Source organism: Klebsiella sp. 28 (assembly GCF_018223905.1).
Taxonomy (GTDB): domain Bacteria; phylum Pseudomonadota; class Gammaproteobacteria; order Enterobacterales; family Enterobacteriaceae; genus Klebsiella; species Klebsiella pneumoniae.
The window spans coordinates 14,614-35,481 of record NZ_JAGRQY010000040.1 but is presented as its reverse complement, the minus strand read 5'-3'; the positions used below and the strand labels follow the sequence as shown (position 1 = coordinate 35,481).

Annotated in this window: 18 protein-coding genes and 3 pseudogenes; 5 read left to right on the top strand and 16 right to left on the bottom strand. The window is 52.9% G+C overall.

Features of this window, described 5'->3' with window-relative positions; genetic code table 11:
• Positions 1–27: 27 nt before the first annotated feature.
• The 9 genes and pseudogenes from KHQ28_RS08070 to KHQ28_RS08030 form a co-directional block, all read right to left on the bottom strand.
• A pseudogene (locus KHQ28_RS08070) lies at positions 28–983 on the bottom strand (alpha/beta hydrolase fold domain-containing protein).
• A 32-nt stretch (positions 984–1,015) separates the two neighbouring features.
• Complete coding sequence (locus KHQ28_RS08065; protein WP_032418921.1) at positions 1,016–2,299, bottom strand: carbohydrate porin; 1,284 nt, start codon at positions 2,297–2,299, stop codon at positions 1,016–1,018.
• A gap of 186 nt (positions 2,300–2,485) precedes the next feature.
• Entirely contained in the window at positions 2,486–3,430 is a 945-nt protein-coding gene (locus tag KHQ28_RS08060) for a helix-turn-helix transcriptional regulator (RefSeq protein ID WP_004180047.1), read from the bottom strand.
• A 42-nt stretch (positions 3,431–3,472) separates the two neighbouring features.
• Positions 3,473–6,084 (bottom strand): annotated as a pseudogene (locus tag KHQ28_RS08055) (family 78 glycoside hydrolase catalytic domain).
• Between the two features lie 50 nt (positions 6,085–6,134).
• Positions 6,135–7,370 carry a PTS sugar transporter subunit IIC gene (locus KHQ28_RS08050; RefSeq protein WP_014343100.1) on the bottom strand — a complete coding sequence of 412 codons (1,236 nt, stop codon included), beginning with the start codon at positions 7,368–7,370 and terminating at the stop codon, positions 6,135–6,137.
• A gap of 214 nt (positions 7,371–7,584) precedes the next feature.
• A pseudogene (locus tag KHQ28_RS08045) lies at positions 7,585–8,202 on the bottom strand (LysR family transcriptional regulator); the annotation flags it as partial.
• Positions 8,203–8,351: 149 nt separating this feature from the next.
• Positions 8,352–10,652, bottom strand: coding sequence for an FdhF/YdeP family oxidoreductase (locus KHQ28_RS08040; RefSeq protein WP_004200021.1), 2,301 nt, complete (start codon positions 10,650–10,652; stop codon positions 8,352–8,354).
• Between the two features lie 316 nt (positions 10,653–10,968).
• Positions 10,969–11,886, bottom strand: coding sequence for a bestrophin family protein (locus tag KHQ28_RS08035; protein WP_004148478.1), 918 nt, complete (start codon positions 11,884–11,886; stop codon positions 10,969–10,971).
• Positions 11,887–12,135: 249 nt separating this feature from the next.
• Positions 12,136–13,059: a cation diffusion facilitator family transporter gene (locus KHQ28_RS08030; RefSeq protein WP_004151892.1), complete on the bottom strand. Its 924-nt coding sequence runs from the start codon at positions 13,057–13,059 to the stop codon at positions 12,136–12,138.
• Positions 13,060–13,108: 49 nt separating this feature from the next.
• On the opposite strand from KHQ28_RS08030, the gene KHQ28_RS08025 reads away from it, so the two are divergent.
• Complete coding sequence (locus tag KHQ28_RS08025; protein WP_004143707.1) at positions 13,109–13,291, top strand: hypothetical protein; 183 nt, start codon at positions 13,109–13,111, stop codon at positions 13,289–13,291.
• The gene (locus KHQ28_RS08020) at positions 13,281–13,967 is read left to right on the top strand and encodes an ABC transporter substrate-binding protein (protein ID WP_004184165.1); all 687 of its coding nucleotides are present in this window, start codon (positions 13,281–13,283) and stop codon (positions 13,965–13,967) included. The genes KHQ28_RS08025 and KHQ28_RS08020 overlap by 11 nt, the downstream gene beginning before the upstream one ends.
• Position 13,968: 1 nt before the next feature.
• On the opposite strand, the gene KHQ28_RS08015 is transcribed toward KHQ28_RS08020, so the two are convergent.
• The 4 genes from KHQ28_RS08015 to KHQ28_RS08000 all read right to left on the bottom strand — a co-directional run bounded on the left by KHQ28_RS08015 (position 13,969) and on the right by KHQ28_RS08000 (position 16,064).
• Complete coding sequence (locus KHQ28_RS08015) at positions 13,969–14,838, bottom strand: oxygenase MpaB family protein (protein ID WP_004176040.1); 870 nt, start codon at positions 14,836–14,838, stop codon at positions 13,969–13,971.
• Between the two features lie 104 nt (positions 14,839–14,942).
• Entirely contained in the window at positions 14,943–15,374 is a 432-nt protein-coding gene (locus KHQ28_RS08010; RefSeq protein ID WP_032418919.1) for an OsmC family protein, read from the bottom strand.
• A 123-nt stretch (positions 15,375–15,497) separates the two neighbouring features.
• Positions 15,498–15,644 carry a hypothetical protein gene (locus KHQ28_RS08005; protein ID WP_002906033.1) on the bottom strand — a complete coding sequence of 49 codons (147 nt, stop codon included), beginning with the start codon at positions 15,642–15,644 and terminating at the stop codon, positions 15,498–15,500.
• 15 nt (positions 15,645–15,659) lie between these two features.
• Positions 15,660–16,064, bottom strand: a complete 405-nt coding sequence (locus KHQ28_RS08000) for a YdeI family stress tolerance OB fold protein (protein WP_002906035.1) — start codon at positions 16,062–16,064, stop codon at positions 15,660–15,662.
• Positions 16,065–16,208: 144 nt separating this feature from the next.
• Between KHQ28_RS08000 and KHQ28_RS07995 the strand changes: the two genes are divergently transcribed.
• From KHQ28_RS07995 to KHQ28_RS07985, 3 genes are all read left to right on the top strand, one after another.
• Positions 16,209–16,712 carry a hypothetical protein gene (locus KHQ28_RS07995; protein WP_015958469.1) on the top strand — a complete coding sequence of 168 codons (504 nt, stop codon included), beginning with the start codon at positions 16,209–16,211 and terminating at the stop codon, positions 16,710–16,712.
• Positions 16,713–16,720: 8 nt separating this feature from the next.
• On the top strand, positions 16,721–17,167 hold the full coding sequence (locus KHQ28_RS07990) for a DUF421 domain-containing protein (protein ID WP_004148482.1): 447 nt from the start codon (positions 16,721–16,723) through the stop codon (positions 17,165–17,167).
• 318 nt (positions 17,168–17,485) lie between these two features.
• Positions 17,486–18,481 (top strand): SDR family oxidoreductase, encoded by a 996-nt coding sequence (locus KHQ28_RS07985; RefSeq protein ID WP_004151245.1) that lies wholly within the window; start codon positions 17,486–17,488, stop codon positions 18,479–18,481.
• On the opposite strand, the gene KHQ28_RS07980 is transcribed toward KHQ28_RS07985, so the two are convergent.
• Genes KHQ28_RS07980 through KHQ28_RS07970 form a run of 3 tightly spaced genes read right to left on the bottom strand, consistent with a single transcriptional unit; the run spans position 18,478 to position 20,848 of the window.
• Positions 18,478–20,103, bottom strand: a complete 1,626-nt coding sequence (locus tag KHQ28_RS07980) for an alpha-amylase family protein (protein WP_032418918.1) — start codon at positions 20,101–20,103, stop codon at positions 18,478–18,480. The genes KHQ28_RS07985 and KHQ28_RS07980 overlap by 4 nt on opposite strands.
• 39 nt (positions 20,104–20,142) lie before the next feature.
• Complete coding sequence (locus tag KHQ28_RS07975) at positions 20,143–20,325, bottom strand: hypothetical protein (protein WP_004143715.1); 183 nt, start codon at positions 20,323–20,325, stop codon at positions 20,143–20,145.
• 16 nt (positions 20,326–20,341) lie between these two features.
• Positions 20,342–20,848: a ferritin-like domain-containing protein gene (locus tag KHQ28_RS07970; RefSeq protein WP_004151243.1), complete on the bottom strand. Its 507-nt coding sequence runs from the start codon at positions 20,846–20,848 to the stop codon at positions 20,342–20,344.
• Between the last annotated feature and the right edge of the window lie 20 nt (positions 20,849–20,868).

Below are 20,868 nucleotides of genomic sequence, written 5' to 3'. Positions count from 1 at the left end.
CCTGTTCCTGTAACGTATTATTGATGCTTATCTTTGAGATTTTGGTCTAAAAAATTAATAATAATTTTTGATACTTCAGGCTGATACCACATCAAACCTGCGTGATCCGCCCCTTTCACCACGTAATGGGTGGACGGTATTTTTTTCGCTACCAGCGCCTCGTGTAAAAGCGTTGACTGGCTGGGTGAAACCACATTGTCGGCATCGCCGTTCATTAGCAGAAAAGGCGGCGTTTTATTCGAAATCCAGGTGATAGGATTAGCCCGTTTCGCCTTTTCGGGATAGGCGGAGATCGCGCCACCGCCTTGCCAGGGAATACCATTAACCAGCATCGCCTCTGGTATGGCCGGTGACTGATGCGCTTTTTGAATGTCCGCGGAAAAGTCAGCCCCGACTTTCGTCAGATCGGACAGACCATAGAGATCAACCACCGCCTGCACATCGCTGCTTTGATTTGAATACTCTCCCTGGTCGAATTCCTTATGGCCGCTGGTGGTACCCACCATGGCGGCTAAATACCCACCCGCCGACTCGCCCATCACAGCGATATGGTTGGGATCGATGCCTAATTTTTCAGCATTGGCGCGTAAAAATCTGACCGCCGTTTTCGCATCTTCAACCATGCCCGGGAAAGTCACATTGGGTACGACCCGATAGGTAATGCTGGCGACGACGTAACCGGCCCGGGCAATATCGACCCGCTGACCGATGAATTTTGATTTGGGCGCATCGAGAAAGCCGCCGCCGGTAATAAATACTACTGCGGGTAACGGTTTATCAGCATAAGGCTTGAGCAAATCCATCGTTAACTGGAGCGGTCGTCCCATGATATTTTGCGTAAATGAATAGGCAATATCAGGCACCATCTCGACGGCCAGAGCGCTGGGTTTAATAACGATAGTTTTGCTGTCTGTTAAAGGTGTTTGCGCAAAAGCAGACGGAATAATAAGCATCGTCAGCATAGCAGCGACGTGTTTGTTCATAGGGTAATATCCTGTAGTGATGTAGTAATGATTCAGAACCAGACTTCCATTCGATACCCGACTCGCCACTCCGAGTCTTCCGGCAATAACGTGACCTCTTTGTCCCCGCCTGCGTAGGTAACCGTCAAACTGAGAATCGGCGCGACATACGGTAAAACATCCAGTTGCAGGGCCGGGCCGGCGGCAATTTTGTAGCCGACGCCGCTGGCACCTTCGACGCCATTTTTATTGATAGTGTTATTCACCATGACTTCATACAACATGGAGAGATTTTGGTGATGAATATTTTGTTTAACGTTTACGCCGGTAAAGATCCCGGTTTCATTTGCGGAACCATAGGTCATGTCCCCCCCTGAATAACCTGTATCAGGTATAAAGGTGGTTCGGTCAGCAGTTTTTTCACGCTTGGTATATTCATAGATGAAAGCCGGCGAGACGGCAAAATCATCAAATAACGTCAAGTTTCCGTCGGTGGAAAAACGCATTGAAGAATCGCCCTCTTCGCTAAGGACGGTAATACGACTGGTGTTCAGATAAGGAGCAATAACCCCTTTACCATACTGTAATTTGACTGTCGATTGTCCCTTTGCCACTCCCCAAAAAGACGGCATGCTGTATTTCGCGGAAAAACTAATTGCTTTCTGCTTGCCAGTGCCCAATGGGTCATCAATTTCTTTAACATAGGTCATACCCAGCTCTGTCTGATCGATACGATAAGCCATATCAACGATGCGCCGCGAGCCTTCTATCGCCTGCGGCGCGGTATCGCTGGACCAGTCGATCTGGTCGGTACCAACGTTCAAATCAAAATTCTTACTGTTATAACCGAGGCCGGAATCAATATGTACTTCTTTGGTATTGTAAGCGAAGATATTAATACGTTGATCGAGGTAACGACGCCCAGCCCAAATGTTTGCGCCCTCGGGAAGAAAAGAGAGCCCACCAAAGCGCCCATAATTCTGTGCCGTTTCTACCGTTTTATCGCCGTACCCCACCATTTCATAGGTGTAATCAGCCCATTGCTCGGGAGAAGCCAGCCCCTGCCATTTTTTAGTGATAGCCAGCGATGTCCAGTAATCGTGCCAGAAACTGTTTCCCAAATCGCCCATTTTGCCACGAGGATCCTGATTAGGCCCGGTGGGATCGGTATGCAACGACATGTTTTTGGGACGGTTTAGTTCGCTCTGAAAATCTCCAGCCACCATGCCATATCCATTTAACTGGAAGCTGCCGTCGTCGCTTAGATTGGCCGCATGGCATAAGGTCGCAGGCAGAAAACATGAGATAACACCTGAAATAATAATTCTGGGGTTCATTCTTCAGACTCCATCGGGTAAGAGATATAAAATAAATAAAATTATTATTTTTATTGCTTATCTGATTTTATTTAAAGAATGCCACCCGTGTTATAACCCAGCTTGCCTTTTTATATATCGGTTGTTGCCGATTTTACTTATTACAAAAACATGCAATAGCATGAACGCTGTGAGCCAACTTACTATTCAGGAGTTCAGATCACGATACTCCTTAATACTCATATTATATTTCTCTTTAAATACCTTATAACAATGCGAGGCGTTTTCATAACCCGTCATATTAATAACATCAATAATAGAGTGATTAGTATGCTTAAGGAGATGGATCAACACATCCAGGCGTTTTTCAACCAACAAATCGCTAAAGTTCTTACCAGTGAAGTCTTTTATCAGTTTACTCACCTTATAATTAGGCTGATTTAAACGACAGGAGATCTCTTTCAGGCTGGCAGTTTTATAATCTGTATCAATATATCTCAACACGGCCATAGCAAGTGATTCATTGTAACTGCCGTTGATATGATAATCGCTGGCTTGCACATTCGAGAGCAGTTCGGTCATCAACAGTCCCACCAGGAAATTGACGCGTATCTCTTTTAAGTGGTTATTACTGTAGATCTCGCTAATGATGACATGCATAATGTTTTGAATTGCGTCGATTTCCCCCACTTTAAAGTGAATATGTTCTCCATGTTTTTTTCTGCCATTAATTGCTGAAAGGATAAAACGGGAAATGATGTTATTTTCGTCAAAAAGTGACATGAGTCGACCGAAAAATTCGGTCTTAATAATAAAATTGATGATAATATCATTCTGCCCTGCGGCTTCAATTTCGTGTCTGGCAAACTGGTTGATAAGCAGGATCTCACCCTTACCTAAAGTGAGACTTTCTTCATTAATCTTCTGATGCATTTTACCCTGATATATATAAATAAGCTCGATAAAGCCATGAGAATGCAACGGAATTTTAGTAAATCGGGTCTGCTTTTCAATATGAATGTAGTTGTCTTTGAAAAACCTTCGCTCCATATGGCTTTTGAATTTATGACACAGTTGATAGTTAGCGCGAAGCAGTTCGAGTTCTCTATCGGTATAAGCCAGTAGCTTTTCATGAATATCATGGTGTAACATAAAAGTACCTAACTGGAGCGAACGTTTGGGTATGCACTATCATTACAATAGTACTTTTATCTCACCTGCATCGGTAATGTCATAAAAGTGATGATAGGTATCACAGTCTATCGGCGCAGGTAATTGTTTATTAAGTTGATACACTTTTGGTAATTTAAGGGTGCATTTTTTGAGGTTAAATGGCACTTTGATGACTAATTCAATGCCTTTTTTATAGCGCCGCCAGCGACACTCAATACGCCCTCTGATGGTTTGATGCCAGCAATCCACAAAGTTAATCGTGTCAGTAAAGGATGGACTGATTAAAATAACATCAGCACCAACCGCCTCCTCAGCGACGGTAATGCCGCCCAAAGCCTGAAACAGCCAACTGGAATAAGAACTGAACATCGCATGATTATTCGAACCATTCAGGTTATCACCGAAAAATTCCTTCAATGTGCTGGCATCATTTTTAAGCATTTTCTTGAATCCGGCTTCGACTCTTAACCATTCAAGGATTAATTCATTATGACCATAGCGATGAAATATTTCATAGGCAAAACTTTGGCCAAAAATCCCACAAGTGATAACATTTTGCTCTTTTTTGATGAGATCGATCAATGCATTCAATGAACTCTCGATATCATCACACAAATCGAAGTAGATTGCAAAAACAAAGCTGGTCTGACTGCGATCGGCAAAGCTGCCATCCGTATTCTTATAGAGTGATAAAATTTTCTCTCTAATTTTATTGGCCTTGCCAATATATTTTAGCCATTTTTCTTTAAAGCCAAGATCATCACATATTTTTGCGATAATTAACAAATGATAATAATAGAAACAAGCACTGGTGAAATGGAGAGCTGGCGAGCCATTTTTGTAATTACGCATATCATGAACGCGGCTTCCCCAGTCACCCAGGCAGCAGGTCACCAGGTCATCAAAGTCGCGCATTTCCAGGGAGAGGATCTGCTTCTCAAGAAATGGCAAGCTTTCGGCCAGCAGATTGACATTGCCATAATGTCGATAGTGAATGGCTATCAAATAAGGTAATACCAGTTGCCAGCCCAGGGGGCCCGTTTCCCCGCCGACTCCATTAGTCTTAATTCCCATAAATGGCGCAGTTTCCGTCACACCACCACAGGGACGAATATCATTGATAAAATCAAAGATAGTTTTCTTATAAATAGCGGCAGAGTCAAACTGATACACTTGCGACCGGGCCAACGCGACAATGTCTCCACCATAGGCGAAACGTTCGCGGGCACAATCCCCGAAGACCGAATGAATGTTATTCAGTTTGGTTCTTTTAGCAACCTCAAAGAGCTTATTTATGTAAGGATCTGAGCAGTAAAAGCCCCCGTTTTCCCTTAGTACAGTATGTACTGAAAGCGCCTGAACGTTGTTTAATTGTTCAATATTAATACCGCTTAACTGCACATAGCGAAACGAATGACAGGTAAAGGCATTGATAAAATGATTCTTCCCACTGCGGCATTCAAAGGCATCCTTCTGTTCCGCCCTCGCCGGTGCTCCAATTCCGCCGTCAATAATCACACCTTCAGTAACCTGTTTGCCGACAAATCCCGCAAGGGTGGAGTCAGTGTTTAGTTCGTAGTTTTCATCAACGTCTTCGCTATAGAGCAGTTCCACACGTTGATTCTCAGACGCGGTAATGGATAAATCGATAAATCCGGTGACGATGGCACCGAAATCAATAATGAATGTCTCTTCGTCTACGACGTGGATATGCTCTGCCCCGAGGGACAACGTATGGTTAATTTTCGGAATAAAACTCGAGACCAGACGGCCTTCAGGCCCGTTGCTCAGCACCACATTTTTCCAGTCAGGCATCAGCAAATCGGTGGTGTTGTCTCCGCGAAACAGTTTCATATCCAGGCGCTCGCCCAAATAGATATTATTGAAGGTATAAGCGCCTTCGCAATATTGCCAGTCGGCATCACTACCGATGACATTTCGCGATCTGCAAACCTCATATAAATGTCAGCGATGACCTGTGGTTCACCGATGGTTAAGGTCTCTCTCAGGTTATATTTACCAAATAATTTAAGCGGTGCTGGATTAAACCAGCCATCGGCTAGCTCAACAATGACTTCATTTTTCGGCTGATTAATAAACGGCTTTATATTGTAAGTATCATAATAAATAATTTTAGCATAATTTGTCCAGTCAGTATTGAGCTCACCGCGTGTGACCTCTTTACCGTTGATATACAATTTATAAAAACCAAGACCAACAATACTGATATAGGCATCGAGGAGGTCTTCGTCGAGATAAATTGTTTTTCTCATCACCACATTACGTTTACCGCGATAGTAATGAATATCATTAGTGAAGTGATGCCCACCGCTCACCCAGCGGCCAGAAAAATGGCCAAGATTACTGGTTGTAAAACTGTTTCTAAAAACGTTGTTCTCACCATTGTCACCGTGGGTAAGGACTTCTATGGTATAAGAAGTAAAGCTTTGTAACGATATTGCATCGAGAGTGACAATTGTATTATTACCCTCTCTTGCGATAAGAGATACCAGTTCGGCACCTTTATACACTTTTATCGAAAATGACTTTTGAGGATAATTGGTAGACCAGCACACCATAATTGGCAGATGATCGACAATAATGTTTTCCGTTTGGTAATTGATACTTAACATCTTTCCCACCATGGCTAAATTGGCGTTGCTGGCATTTTTTTAAGGAGCATTCAAATGGTATCCGTCTGATTTTCTTCCCGGCAAGCGACAAGATCGGCAGTCTTGAAGAAGAAATACCATCCTGCAAATCGCGCAAAAAGTCCTATAAATTGGAAAGCGGCAATTTTCCAGCTCCCCTGCATAAAACCAGAAATAATGATCGGCATGCCGGCCGGGGTACTCACCCCAGCGACGCGAGGCAATACGCCAATGACCGTTAGATACCATGCAATGCCGAGCATGATGCCATTGATAAAAATATAAGGAATCGCCAGAGTAAAATTCATTACCAGCGGCACGCCATAAGCCATCGGTTCGCCAATGGTGAAGATAGCTGGCGGCAAGGCGATCTTACCGAGCGTTTTATAGCGTGCGCTCTTCGCGAAAAAAGCGAGCATTATAGCCAGCGGCAATAAATCTCCAGCAGCGCCATAAGTCATAAAGAACGCAAAGCCGGTGATGTTGGGTAAGTCGACGCCTGCAGCATACGCAGCAAGCTGCTGGGCATCCATGGCAAACCAGATCGGCGCTACGATACCGAGGGTGATAGCGTGGCCATGCAGCCCAAAAAACCATAGCAATTGCGCAACAACAGCAACAAAGATGAGTGACCAGATTCCGGATCCAAGTGATGTTAGCGGAACCTGGATTAATTTATAAATAATTTCGTGAATGCTCCCATAACCAACGCTGGTAATGACTGCGGAGATAATTGTAAACAGCGTCAGGATGGCGATTCCTGGAATCAATGAAGAGAACGATTTGGAGATAAATTCAGGGACATTTTCTGGCATTTTGATAATCAACCCCTTGCGAGTTATCGCCACGAATATTCGTGTTGAAATTATCGCCACCAGAATGGCGGTAAACAGCCCCATGGGCCCCAGCCATTGGCCAGGGATTGAAAATGATTGCCCTAACGGCCCTATTTCACCGAGATCATACGGCGTTAAAATAAAGAAAGAGATCATTGAAATCAGGCCTGACATGAAGCCATCAACATCGAAATTTTTCGCTAGCGTATAGGCAACGGAGAAAGCGACAATCACGGCTAAAAAATTATTCGTGAAGGTAATCGGGATATCAAAGAAGCGAGTTAAGTTGTGTCGTAACAAAAAATCCTGATATGGAGCAAACGGAAACACTTTAACCAAAGTCGCCACAGAACTCATGATCGTTACTGGCAATATGAGCATCATACCGCTCATGATTGACTTAAGGTAGGTATTTTGACCAATGCTTTGCATCAGTTGCAAAGCCTTTTCTTGTACAATGTTGGTATGAGATGACATGTAAACAGTCCGTGATATTATTAGTTTTCAGACATATTCATTTAAGAATTCATATGCCGGCATGACATTAATGCATCATAATCTAACCAGGAAGTCAGCCTAATATATCATTATGGAGTAATACATATCGGTTGTTGTTAACTTAAATGACGGCTGTTGCCATAGTTAATATTTCAATCGATTCCCGGTAATACATCCCCTTGGTCAGAAAGCCAAGGGGCAGCGTCGCCAGCGTCTCCCATCCCGGCGTCCCGGCGCTGAAGTCGAAATGGCGTTTATCGTGCAGGAGCCCCATCCGGGTTTGCGGCAAGCGAGCAATCTTGAACTGACCTTCATCCAGATGCTGCAGATAACAGATCCCCAGATCCAGCTGATTACGGCTGACGCCATCGATAATCTGCTCCGAGGTCATCGACAACAGGCTGAACTGCAGCGCCGGATATTTCTCCGCCAGGGGTTTAATCAACTGCATCGGATTGAGGCTCGCCAGCGGCACCATACCGACCCGCAGCTGGCCGACCATCTGCCCGCGACAGATGGCCGCCTCTGCCGCCAGGCCGTCATGAGCGGCCAGCACCGCCCGCGCCCAGGCCAGGATCCGCTCTCCCTCCGGGGTAAACCCCTCAAAGCGTTGGCCGCGCTGGATCAGCGTCAGGTTCAGCTCCTCTTCCAGGTTACGAATGCGCATGGAGAGCGTCGGCTGGGTAATATGACAGGCCGCCGCCGCCTGGCCAAAATGGCGCGTCTGATCGAGCGCGATCAAATACTTGAGTTGCTTAATATCCATTCTCTTTCCCGTTTGAACCCCGCCGTTCACCCCCGGGGCCGCGCACAGGTTACCAGAATGTTAGTTTCGCTAGCGATAAATTCAAGCGAGGACACCACGAGGTGCTGCGGGGCGCAGGACGGCGCGACGCCGCTCTGCGCTATACCTTTTTAGCGCCCGCCGGCCAGCGGACGGATCTCTTTCGAGCGCAGCGTCAGGCGAACGGGAACCGACTTATACGAAGGGGTGCCGCTCTCTTCATCGAGATAGTTCAGCGGCACCAGCACGTTGGCTTCCGGATAATAGGCGCCGACGGTGCCCGGCGCAATGCCGTAGGCCACCACCGTGATATCTTCCAGCGTCAGCGCGCTTCCCGGCAGCGCGGTATGGATATCCACCCGATCGCCATGCTCCAGACCCTGGGCGGCCATATCCTGCTCGTTCATAAACAGCACGTCTCGGCGGCCAAAGACGCCACGGTAGCGGTCATCCATCGCGTAGATGGTGGTGTTGTACTGGTCATGACTGCGCAGCGTCACCAGGCGCATCACGTCCTCACCCTCCACCACCACGTTCTCATGCACCCCTTTAAATACCGAGAACATGGCTTTACCAGTGGCGGTAGGCCAGATGCGCTCGGTCGGCGGCAGCGGCATGCGGAAGCCTCCAGGATGGCGAATGCGCTGGTTATAATTCTCGAACCCTGGAATGGTCTGTTCGATCAGATCGCGAATGCGATCGTAGTCTTCCACGAGGTACTGCCAGTCCACTTTGCTGGCGGGCAAGGTGGCCTTCGCCAGACCGGCGACAATCGCCGGCTCCGAGCGCAGCATCGGCGAGGCGGGCTTAAGCTTGCCCGACGAAGCATGCACCATCGACATCGAATCCTCGACGGTGATCGACTGCCGGCCGCTGGCCTGCAGGTCAAGCTCGGTGCGGCCCAGACACGGCAGAATAAAGGTCTCTTTCGCCGTCAGGAGATGTGAGCGGTTGAGCTTGGTGCCGACGTGAACGCTGAGCTCAAGGCCACGCATCGCCGGGAAGGCGCGTTCGTGGTCCGGCATCGCCACGGCGAAGTTGCCCCCAAGGCAGATCAGCGCTTTGGCATCGCCGGCGATCATGGCCTCCAGGGCTTTTACCGCATCGTGGCCATGATGCCGCGGCGGCGTAATCCCCATCACCCGCTGCAGGCTGTCGAGGAAAGCCGCGGAGGGTTTTTCGCTGATCCCGACAGTGCGGTTACCCTGGACGTTCGAGTGACCGCGCAAAGGACAGATCCCGGCCCCTGGCTTGCCGATATTGCCGCGCATCAGCAGCAGGTCGGCAATCAGACGCACGTTGGAGGTGCCTTTGTTATGCTGGGTGATGCCCATACCGTAGGTGACGATGGTGGCCCTGGATTTGGCGTAAGCCGCCGCAACCTGGGTCAGGGATTCGCGCGTCAGGCCAGACTCCTGCTCGATATCCTGCCAGCGGGTGGCGTGGAGGTCATCGGCGAAGGCGGTGAATCCCTGGGTATGTTGGGCAATAAACGCGTGGTCGAGCACATTGCCCTGCTCCTCCTCCAGCTGCAGCAGCGCTTTGGCGATCCCTTTCAGCGCCGCCGCGTCGCCGCCGGCCCGTACCTGGTAGTAGGTCGAGGCGATCGGCGTCGAGCGCCGGGTCGCCATCTCCATCACGTTCTGCGGATCGGCAAAACGCTCCAGCGCCCGTTCACGCAGCGGATTGAAAACGATAATCGGCACGCCGCGGCGGGATAGCTCATGCAGGGTGCCCATCATCCGCGGGTGGTTGGTGCCCGGATTATGGCCGATGGAGATCACCAGCTCGGTCTGGTCAAAATCGTCGAGGGAGACGGTGCCTTTACCAATGCCGATCGACTGTGGCAGGCCCACGCTGGTGGATTCATGACACATGTTGGAGCAATCGGGGAAGTTGTTAGTGCCATACTCGCGGGCAAACAGCTGGAACAGCCACGCCGCTTCGTTGGAGGCTCGGCCAGAGGTGTAGAATTCAACCTCATCCGGCTGTAGGCCGCGGAGGATCTCGCCGATACGGGCGAAGGCTTGCTCCCACGCCACCGGGCGCAGGGTATCGCTGTCCCGGTCGTAAACCAAAGGATGGGTTAAGCGGCCGTAGCCCTCCAGTTCAAAATCGCTTTTTGCCAGCAGGGAAGAAACGGTATTTGCCGCGAGGAATGCGGGCGTCACCCGTTTGGTGGTCGCCTCCCAGGTCACGGCTTTGGCGCCGTTTTCGCAAAACTGGAAGGTCGATTTATGTTCTTTATCCGGCCAGGCGCAGCCCGGGCAGTCAAAACCGTCCGGCTGGTTGGTACGCAGCAGCGTGGCGGGCGCCTCAAAGGCATCCATCTGGGTGCGCACGGCGATGGCCGTGGCCTTCAACGCGCCCCACCCGCCTGCCGGACCGTCATAGGGGTGAACACCGGGAACCGCGCGTCTTTTATTGGTCATCTCTTTACTCCTGCTGCTCTGTTCTGGCTGTCGCTAGCCGAAAAAGGCGTACAACAACCCCGGCGACGAAGCGTGAATCGCATGGCGTCACCTGAAAAGAATGCTGTTTCTCAAGGATAGTACGATGGGAAAGCGTAGGTACTGCGTTTGTTAACTGAATAATAACATACACCACAATTCTGTATAATTGATGTTATCTATCAGGTGTTAAATTTAACTTATTTGCAAATTTTGCGGTTTTCACCGCGGTGCTGTGACGGATAAATTACTACGGAAAGTGATGACCGGGCAGCGGAAACCGCCCGGTGGGCCAGGCTCAGGTCAGATTGAAGTAACGGTCCGGACGCAGCGTCTCCGGCAGCGGATGCTGACCGGTCATGTCGAGCAGATTGCGCTCGATGGTATTGCACATCGCGTTCAGCGGCAGGTCGTTGGCTGCGGTGCCGAACGGATCTTCCAGCTCTTCCGCCAGCGAATCCCACGATAAAAAGGTGTAAGAGATAAAGACCGAGACAAACGGCGTCATGTAGTGCAGATCGCCGACCAGGGCGAACGGCAGCAGCGTACAGAACAGGTAGACGGTACGCTGCAGGATCAGGGTATAGGCGAAAGGCACTGGGGTGGTGGCCAGCCTTTCACAACCGCCCAGCACGTGCGCCAGCTCGTCGAGTTTGTTGTCCATCAGCCCGTAAGTGATGTCGCTGAGCTTGCCCGCCTCCCGCAGCTGGCCAATTTCGTTGCCGGCCAGCAGCAGGATCCGGTTGGTGGGCATTGAGCTGGCGAGGATCTCCGTCACCCTCTCCTCCGGTAGCAACCGCCGCAGGTCAGCCGTCGGATCGGTTTTGCGCAGCTGGTGCTTCAGGCTCCAGCTAAAGGCCACCAGATAGCTGACGATGCGGCGATGGGCATCGTGTTCCGCCGGCAGGATATTGCGCAGCTGACGCACCAGCGTGCGTTCGGCGATAAGCACCGTCCCCCACAGATTGCGCGCCTCGACGAAGCGGCTGTAGCTGGCGCTGTTGCGAAAGCCGAGGAAAATCGCAATCGCAATCCCCAGCAGGCTGAACGGCGCCACGGTTAAGTGGATCCCCAGCTGTTCGTACCATTGATAGCTGATAATGGCAATGATCGACATCAGCACATTTAGCAGCAGGCGAAAGATGATTTTCGACAGCACGGAGCCGTGCCAGTCAAATAGGCGAAGAAACCAGTGTTGTTCTGGCCGAATGATCATTGTCTGACTTCCTGAATTACCGCTCTGGTCATTATCTCTGAATACAGAATAGAGATTATCTATGAGCCGATTGGTTTATTTTATCGTTAACTGCGATGGGCAGATCTGCGCCATTATTTAGCGATGGTAATGGCGTTTTTAGTATGGGCCTTTTTTATATTTCAGGCAATCAATGCGCCAGCAATAATGGCTCAGAAGAAAAAATAACCGCTGAGCCAATTCATTTTTCCGCTTATGCTACCGGGTGTATCAGACCGCTTTCGTCAACCCCTGCGCTTCGCAGGGATCGAGATGCACCATCACATTAAGCACCGGATGCTGCGCCAGCACCCGCTCCCGCGCGTGACGGGCAATCTGATGCCCTTCGGCTACCGACATCTCGCCAGCCACCTCGAGATGGACATCCACCAGCACCAGATCCCCCGCCTTACGGGTTTTCAGATCGTGGAGGCCCGCCACGCCCGGCGTGGTTCGCAGCGTATCGGCGATCGCCTGCTGCATCTCTTCATCAACCGCACGGTCCATTAAATCATGCAGCGCGCTGACGGCGAAACGATAGCCCATGCGCGCAATCAGCAGCCCCACCGCCAGCGCGGCGAGCGGGTCGAACCAGGCGAACCCGGCCAGATTACCGATAATCCCCAGGGCCACCACCAGGGAGGATGCGGCGTCAGAGCGGGCATGCCAGGCATTGGCGATAAGCAGCGACGAATTCAGCCGCCTGGCGGCCGCCAGCATATAGCGAAACAGCCCCTCCTTGACGGCCAGCGCCACCAGCGCCATCCACAGCGCCGCGCTGTGCACCGGCGGAATAGTTTGCGGTTGCGCGAGATGGCCCGCCGCGGACCATAGCATGCCACCCCCGACGAGCAGCAGCATCGCGCCGATGATTAGGGAGGCGCCGTTCTCATAGCGCCAGTGGCCATAGTGGTGATCGTGGTCAGACGGTCGACGGCTCTTTTTATTCGCCATCAATACCACGCCATCGGCGACCAGATCGGAAAAAGAGTGCATTCCGTCGGCAATTAATCCCTGAGAGCCGGAAAATATTCCCACGACTACCTGTAAGGCAGAAAGGAAAATATTAACCACCACGCTAACAAGGGTACTCTTTCGCGCCTGCACCGAACGCTCATGATATTTATTATCATTTTCAAAATTATGTTGTGTCATTATTTCTCTCCCTTTGTGAGCGGGAAGAATAAACTGACAAACTGAGTTTATGCTTAACAATATAAAAGCCATTGCCTTGCCGTTTAACGATATCGCGGCGGTCGGTAATGACTATTTACTGTATGTGCCGTTGGAACGCTGCAACCTTGCGCCTATGAACTATCTTTTGAAGGGTGGCCACAGGTCGGGCCACTTTAGCTTAGCCACCACAGGAGTCAGCGATGTCACATAACAAACCATCCCGGCTGCGTTTCGCCATTAATCTGGGCAATGCGGTCCTGGCCCATCTCGGGGAGACAGGAAAGCCCGCGGGCATCACCGTCGAGCTCAGCCATCGGCTGGCGACGCGCTGGGGCGTCAGCGCCGAATTCGTTCCCTATCCTGCCGCGGGTAAAGTGGTGGCTGACGCCGGTGGCGAGCACTGGGATATTGCCTTTCTGGCCATCGATCCGGCGCGGGAAGCCACCCTGCGCTTTACCTCGCCCTATATCACCATCCAGGGCACCGCGCTGGTCAGCGTTGATTCGCCCTGCCAGAGCGTGGCCGACATGGATCGCCCGGCAACCACCATTAACGTCGGACAAAACGCCGCATACGATCTATGGCTAACCCGCCATCTGCAGCACGCCAGCCTGCATCGCCTTCCCTCTTCGCAGGAGGCAATCGACGCCTTCCTCGCCGGTGAAGGGGATATGGTCGCCGGTATCCGCCAGCCGCTGGAGGCGACAGCCCGTCAGCACGCCGGGGTGCGGGTACTGGCGGATAATTTTACCGAGATCCAGCAGGCCATCTGCGTCGCCCGGGCGGACGTGGACCGTTTTCACGCGGTAAACGACGCGCTTAGCGAGTGGCGGGCGGATGGCAGTCTGCAGGCGCTGATTGCCGGTCACCTGGGCCAAGCGAACTGAATCACGCCTCCGTCATCCGGCGCATGGCGCAATGCCAGGCGCCGTTGCGTACCGAGGCGCGCAGTACGCGGGCCACGCCATGCACCATCAGGCGCGTCGTGCGCCGCTGCAGCGGCGTGAGCGACAATCCCAGCATCTCCTGCGCCCATTCCGGCAGGAGGTCAATTCCTGCGTTCATCATCACCCGGCCGACCGGCTGGCTCATCCGCCCCGGCAGACGGGTGGAGAGCAGCACCTCGGCTACCTCCCGGGTACGTTCGTCGCAGCGCAGTCGCGGGCGCATCGCCTCGAGATAGTCCGCCACCTCCTGCGGTGTCTGAGGGATATCCCGAGCCCCCAGCCGCCGGGCGATTTCCGCCGACTCACGAAAATAGTCCTCCTGGCGCTCGGGACTGACCACCGTCCGCTTGTAGCGCAGGTGGGAGGCCATAAAGCAACTGCACTCGGCGACGTGCACCCAGGTTAACAGCGCCGGGTCGCTCGCCTGATACGGGGTTCCGTCCTTATCCACCCCGGCGATCCGCTGATGGATCCCCTGTACTTTGGCGATTAGCCGTTCGGCGTCGGGGGTAGTGGCAAAAGTGGTGGCAGAAATAAACTGGCTGGTGCGGCGCAGGCGGCCCAAAATATCCTCGCGAAAACGAGAGTGATCCCAGACGCCGGCCAGCGCCAGAGGATGCAGCATCTGCAGCAACAGCGCGCTAATGCCGCCGCAGAGCATCGAGGTAAAATCGCCGTGCACCTGCCAGATGGCCGACTGGGGACCAAACAGCCCCGGCTCTCCTTTGGGTCGTTCAAAGTCGATCTCTTTTAGCGCCATGCCGGTCAGGCCGAGCACCTGCGCCTCGATCATCCGGCGAATGCCGATCATGATGGTATCCCTTACGTGCAACTAAAGGACAAAAGATACCACTGTTGGACAGTATTGGGAGAGATATTGCGGAAAGAGTGCCCGCAGCACGCGGGCACGACGGCTTACGGATTCAGCTGGTAATCGAGGGTAATGTTGGCCTTCAGCACCTGCGATACCGGGCAGCCTGCTTTCGCTTTCTGGATGATCTCATCGAACACCGCCGGAGACACGTCCGGCAGGACGATCTGGCTTTGCAGCGCGATATCGGTAATCGCAAAGCCGCCGTCGGTTTTATTGAGGGTGACCACTGCGGTAGTGTCAATGGACGTTGCGGTATATCCCTCTTCGCTGAGCATCAGCGACAGGGCCATCGAAAAGCAGGCGGCATGTGCAGCGCCGATCAGCTCCTCAGGGTTGGTGCCCTTCACCCCCTCAAAACGGGTGTTAAATCCGTAGGGCTGCTGGCTCAGCGCCCCGCTTTCTGTCGACACGGTGCCTTTGCCATGCTTCAGGTCGCCTTCCCAGTGCGCTAGCCCTTTCTTATGAATCGCCATTTGATTCCTCCTGTAGTGATGTCGAACAAAAAGTATAGTGCGTGATGCCGAAGCTGCGTCTTTTCGCAGCCTCTGGCCCCCACGTTCCCCTGGTTTTCGTGTCGTTGGTGACGCAGGGCGACGCTATCGGCCATCCTGCGGATGCCAGGGATCGGATTTGTCATCCTTGCTGTCGTCCCGTTTACGCGGAACTTCGCCCTGCTCCCCGGGCGCCTCACGGGCAGGTTGCTTACCGCGCTCTTCGTCTTGCGAGTGAGAAAAGGTGCTCATATCGACGTGCTCCGCTTACTTAGGCGACTGCTTGAGCAGACGATCGATTCGCACGACCGGCGGCGTCATTTTGCGATCCAGACTGCCGTTGATATTGACCAGATCGTCTGGCTCTACGTGTTGTTCGTTAAACGCGGCGACCGGGATAATAACGGTGATGGTGCCGCTTTTATCACGAAACTGATAACGGTCATCTCCCTGCCGCTTGAGCAGATTGCCGCGCAGCGAAACGGTCGCGCCATCGTGCATGGTTTTCGCCTGCTCAACGGTCATGATCCGGCCATCCTCGACGCCGCGATAGCCGTCATCGAGTTTGTGCGGCGGCGGCGGCGCGGCATCCTGACTAAACCCTCCCTTATCGTCCGCCTGCGCGACACCTACGGCAAACAGACAGGCCATGGCCAATGCTAGTTTTTTCATCATGCCTCCGTTTTTTGCTGACGATGAGAATAAAGCCTGGCTGAGGCTGGCCATTTTTACAAAGTCAATTGTTCTGATATCGTCTAATATAAGAATGTCCTTATCGTTACGCTCCTGGCGAAACGAAACGCGGGGAAAATATTAATGATTAAGAATCAACAGCCTTGTCCTATCGTCGATGAGAATGAACGCTCCTTACGCTTTGAATATCGCTTCCGCCGCTATGGGATAATTGTTTTGAGTCTCATCATTCTTACCGCGTTAAGCGGCCTGTGGTCCTCCGGTTATTTCAGTGAAGCACACCGGGAAACCGGCGGAGGCGAATTAAGCGTAGATTATCAGCGCTATGCCAGGCTGATGAGTGAAACCGAGCTTAATATTCAGATTAAACCGGATACGGCCAGTGACACCATTATCAGCTTCGCCGCCCCGTTATTAACCCGCTACCAGATCGGTGATATCCGTCCGCAGCCGGATAAAATGTATAGCGCCGAGGGGAAATTACATCTCGTCTATCAGCGGTCGAACCCCTCTTCACCGATATCTGTGTGGTTAGCCGTTACCCCAAAAACGGCCGGTAATATCTCTCTGCAGGCGGTAGTTAACGATCGCTATTCTGTAACCTGGCAGCAGTTTGTCTATCCGTAGGAGTCGCTATGGAAATGGTCCTTAGAGCCGCAGCAATCTATCTGATCCTGTTGATTATTTTTAAGATTGCCGGCAGAAGAACCCTGATGCAATTAACCAACTTTGACCTGATACTGTTGCTGATTATCAGCGAAGCCACCCAGCAGGCGATGCTCAGCACAGACTATTCGGTTACCGGGTCGATGCTGACTATCGTCACCCTGGTTAGTATTGATATTTTGTTCGGCTATATTAAGAAAAAATTTGCTCAGGCAGAAAATTTTCTCGATGGTACGCCGGTTATCGTGGTGGAAAATGGTGCTGTCATCGACGAGAAGATTAAGCTCGTCAATATCTCTGTCGATGATATCCTGCTGGCGGCCAGGCAGCACCATGGCATTTATGAATTGAAAGCGATCAAATTCGCTATTCTCGAGCGTAACGGCCAGATATCCATTATTCCTGAGCAGGAATAGTATCGGCTTCGCTATTTATCACGCTCCGGTTGTTTATCACCTGATTCCGGAGCGCGAGTGGCGTCATCCTCTTCTTTTTCACCGTTAACAACGTTCAACATTAACATTTTTCCTCCTCGCTGGTTGTCAGGGATCCTACAAATTATAGAACGCCTTCGCCGAAGTATGTAGGATCTGCCGAAACTAACCAGGAGATGCCACCTGATTCACATTGCGCTTATTCCAGGATATTTCCCACCTCGTCATTGCCATTGGTGAGAAATAATTAACCGATCCGTACAGTCAATATTGTGAAAGCCAAAACATAATGAGGTCACTATGTCTGTGATGGTTATTACCGGTGGAACCGCGGGAGCGGGCAAAGCTACCGCGCTGCGTTTCGCCCGCGCTGGATATCACGTGGCGCTGATCGCCCGAGACGAAACGGGTTTGCAGGAGACGCGACAGGCCTGTGAACGGTTTGGCATTAAAACGCTGGCTATTAGCGCCGATGTCGTCGATGCCGGGGCGCTGCAGCGCGCCGCCGCCGAGGTGGAAACCACCCTCGGGGCAATCGACGTCTGGATCAACAACGCCATGACCACCGTGCTGGCGCCCTTTCGTCAGATGAGCGAGGAGGAGTTTCGCCGGGTGACGGAGGTGACCTATCTCGGGTACGTGAACGGCACCCGCGCGGCGCTGGAGGTCATGATCCCCCGGGATCGGGGGGTGATTATTCAGGCCGGCTCGGCGCTGGCCTGGCGTTCAATCCCACTGCAGTCGGCTTACTGCGGAGCGAAAGCGGCGATCCGCGGCTTTACCGATGCCGTGCGAACCGAACTGATGCATGAGAAAAGCCACATCCAGTTGACCATGGTGCAACTGCCGGGGATGAACACCGCCCAGTTTGGCTGGGCGCGAAACAAAATGGATCAGGCCATGCAGCCGGTGCCCCCGGTCTATCAGCCGGAAGTCGCCGCCGAGGCTATTTACAGCGTCATCCAGCGCCCGGTCAACGAGCTGTGGGTCGGAAAAAGCACCATCCAGTCGATCCTCGGCCAGGTCTTCTTCCCTCGCCTGCTCGATCGGCTGATGGTGAAAAAAGCGTGGGAGGGACAGTTTACCGGTCAGCCAAAGTCGTCAGACCAACAGGACGACCTGTTCACGCCGGTGCGCGGCAATCATCCGGGCCACGGCCCCTTTAACGATGGCGCACGGCGTAAAGCAGTCACCATCAGCGCCGATCTCCCGGGTAAAGTCGCCGCCGGCGTCGGGGTAGCGGTGGCGACGATGGCGCTGCGGGCGTTGTTCCGTCGTTCCGGAAAACGGCGCTAACTCAGGCTGCGGCTGAACCAACGGTAACCATACCCGGAGAGTGCCAGCCGCGCATCTTTCCCGCCGTGCAGCCCATCCTGATAGAGCTTATCTTCCAGAATTGGGCTCCAGTAGCCCTCGGCCGGCGGCGGGAGCAGGACCTCTACCGCCTGCTGGCTGCAGTTGGCCAGCATCAGTACCTCCCGCGATTCGCTGCGATAGAGCAAGCCCAGCACCGCGTCAGGCTTTAGGGTAAGGAGAGTAAAAGGGAGGGATCCCGGTTCAGTATATTCCGTGCGCGCCAATACCATATTGCGTACCCGATGCAGCAGCGACCTGGGATGGCGCAGCGCCGTTTCAACATTGATCCGTTGGTAGCGGAACCGCCCGCTGGCCACCGGTTTTACCGGCAAATCATCCCGCGCCGCCCGGGAAAAGCCGGCGTTGGCCGCGGCCGACCACTGCATCGGCGTTCTGACCGCGTAGCGCTCCGGTAAGGAGAGATCGTCACCCATGCCAATCTCGTCGCCATAGCGCATCACCGGCACGCCGGGCAGCGCCAGCAGGATAGCATGGGCTAACGCTATGCGTCGGGTATCGCCGTCCAGCATCGGCGCCAGTCTTCGGCGTACGCCGCGCTGGTAAACGGACATCGATTTATCAGGGGCAAAGGTGCGGATAACCTGGCGCTTGTTGCGCTCGCCAATCCCCTCAAGATCCAGTTCATCATGGTTGCGCAGCCAGTTGACGAAGCAGCACCCGTCCGGCGGGGTCACCATCGCCTGCAGGGCCTTCACCACCGGCGCGGCGCGCTGCTGCGCCAGGCTGAGGTAGAGGTATTTGTTAAGCCAGAAATTAAGCACCATCTGCAGCCGATCGCCCTGGCCGAAATAATGACGGTAATCTTCTACCGCGACGTCCACTTCACCCAGGAGTATCGCATCGGGATTGAGGCGCTGTACAACCTGCCGGAGATGGGTCAGCAGCGGGTAGCCGCGCGTCTCGTCGCCCTTTCCGGCCTGCTTGACCAGATGTGACGCGGCATCGAGACGAAAGCCAGACACCCCAGCCTGCAGCCAGAAGGTGATAATGTTTTCGATTTCAGCGATCACCGGCGGATGGGCGAGATTCAGGTCGGGCTCGTGGTGATAAAACATGTGGCGATAATATTGCCCAGCCTGTTCGTCCCAGCGCCAGACGCTCTCCTCAACGCCGGGAAACATGGGAGGATCGTCGTTTTCCGGCGGCCGATCGGCCCACAGATAATACGGCCGCCACGGCGACCGGGGATCGCGTCGCGCCGCCTGGAACCACGGGTGCTGCGCGGAGGTGTGCTGGATCACCAGCTCAACGATCACCCGCAGTCCCAGCTCGCGGGCGCGGGCAATCAGCTCAATCACGTCAGCGATAGTGCCGAACCGCGGATCGGGCTGCAGATGATCGCTGATATCATAGCCATCATCCTGCAGAGGAGTGAGATAGAACGGAGTCAGCCAGAGCACCGTCGCTCCGAGGCTGCGAATGTAGTGTAGCTTTTGGCGAATGCCCGCGAGATCGCCAAAACCATCGCCATTGGCATCATAAAAGAGCGAACTGTCAACCTGATAGATGACCGCTCTGTGAAACCACTCTTCCCATTGCATCACTCTCACCTCGCGTTCTGCCCGTCCCTGTCAGCCGCCTCAGCGCGATCCGGACCCCGCCCTGGCCTTCGCGCGCGGTTTGCCGACAGGCGATACGGGATTGCGTTCCGCTGGTAGCATCCTGTTCGCTACCGCGTCCACCAGCGCCTGCTGCCTGGCGGTTAATACCAGCGGAACCTGTTCCTCGGCGGCGAGGAGCGCGATGGTTTGCCGTTTGACCATAGCGTTCTCCGGCGGCTTAATGCCCGGCCTCAACGCCAGGCATATCGGTATCCATAAGATATTGCCCGGTCAGCGCTGGCAGATAATGGAGCAGCCAATCAGCCATTCCTCTCTCTTCAGCCAGGATACCCTCCAGTGTGTGCATCGCGCTGTGGTCGCCTACTCTTTTCGCCGCCGTTAATAAAGCGGTATAGCAGGCGACCTCAAAATGGGCAAAAACGTAGGCAGTGATAATCACTTTAATAACCTCATCACCGGGCAGCATGATGCCAATGGTCTGTCCTAACGCCGCCACCCGGCTCATCGCATCCTTCAGCGCAGAGCGGGAAATATGGTTGCGGGCGATGATATCCTGCAGGGCGGACAATTGCCGTCGGGTTTCATAGAGATGTTGTTCAAGGCGGGTGCGTAACTGCGGTTCATTATCGAGGCGTCTGATGGTGGCCACCAGCAGCGACTCAGCCTGTTTTTCCATGGCATGCGCATCGCGAAGCCAGTTGTGATAATTTTCAATATCCGTCATATACACCTCTGATCATTAAC

What these genes read in the sequence shown, in the direction of transcription:
- KHQ28_RS08065 (WP_032418921.1), bottom strand. Translation starts at nt 2,299, where the DNA reads ATGAACCCCAGAATTATTATTTCAGGTGTTATCTCATGTTTTCTGCCT.
- KHQ28_RS08060 (WP_004180047.1), bottom strand. Translation starts at nt 3,430, where the DNA reads ATGTTACACCATGATATTCATGAAAAGCTACTGGCTTATACCGATAGA.
- KHQ28_RS08050 (WP_014343100.1), bottom strand. Translation starts at nt 7,370, where the DNA reads ATGCAAAGCATTGGTCAAAATACCTACCTTAAGTCAATCATGAGCGGT.
- KHQ28_RS08040 (WP_004200021.1), bottom strand. Translation starts at nt 10,652, where the DNA reads ATGACCAATAAAAGACGCGCGGTTCCCGGTGTTCACCCCTATGACGGT.
- KHQ28_RS08035 (WP_004148478.1), bottom strand. Translation starts at nt 11,886, where the DNA reads ATGATCATTCGGCCAGAACAACACTGGTTTCTTCGCCTATTTGACTGG.
- KHQ28_RS08030 (WP_004151892.1), bottom strand. Translation starts at nt 13,059, where the DNA reads ATGACACAACATAATTTTGAAAATGATAATAAATATCATGAGCGTTCG.
- KHQ28_RS08025 (WP_004143707.1), top strand. Translation starts at nt 13,109, where the DNA reads ATGCTTAACAATATAAAAGCCATTGCCTTGCCGTTTAACGATATCGCG.
- KHQ28_RS08020 (WP_004184165.1), top strand. Translation starts at nt 13,281, where the DNA reads ATGTCACATAACAAACCATCCCGGCTGCGTTTCGCCATTAATCTGGGC.
- KHQ28_RS08015 (WP_004176040.1), bottom strand. Translation starts at nt 14,838, where the DNA reads ATGATCGGCATTCGCCGGATGATCGAGGCGCAGGTGCTCGGCCTGACC.
- KHQ28_RS08010 (WP_032418919.1), bottom strand. Translation starts at nt 15,374, where the DNA reads ATGGCGATTCATAAGAAAGGGCTAGCGCACTGGGAAGGCGACCTGAAG.
- KHQ28_RS08005 (WP_002906033.1), bottom strand. Translation starts at nt 15,644, where the DNA reads ATGAGCACCTTTTCTCACTCGCAAGACGAAGAGCGCGGTAAGCAACCT.
- KHQ28_RS08000 (WP_002906035.1), bottom strand. Translation starts at nt 16,064, where the DNA reads ATGAAAAAACTAGCATTGGCCATGGCCTGTCTGTTTGCCGTAGGTGTC.
- KHQ28_RS07995 (WP_015958469.1), top strand. Translation starts at nt 16,209, where the DNA reads ATGATTAAGAATCAACAGCCTTGTCCTATCGTCGATGAGAATGAACGC.
- KHQ28_RS07990 (WP_004148482.1), top strand. Translation starts at nt 16,721, where the DNA reads ATGGAAATGGTCCTTAGAGCCGCAGCAATCTATCTGATCCTGTTGATT.
- KHQ28_RS07985 (WP_004151245.1), top strand. Translation starts at nt 17,486, where the DNA reads ATGTCTGTGATGGTTATTACCGGTGGAACCGCGGGAGCGGGCAAAGCT.
- KHQ28_RS07980 (WP_032418918.1), bottom strand. Translation starts at nt 20,103, where the DNA reads ATGCAATGGGAAGAGTGGTTTCACAGAGCGGTCATCTATCAGGTTGAC.
- KHQ28_RS07975 (WP_004143715.1), bottom strand. Translation starts at nt 20,325, where the DNA reads ATGGTCAAACGGCAAACCATCGCGCTCCTCGCCGCCGAGGAACAGGTT.
- KHQ28_RS07970 (WP_004151243.1), bottom strand. Translation starts at nt 20,848, where the DNA reads ATGACGGATATTGAAAATTATCACAACTGGCTTCGCGATGCGCATGCC.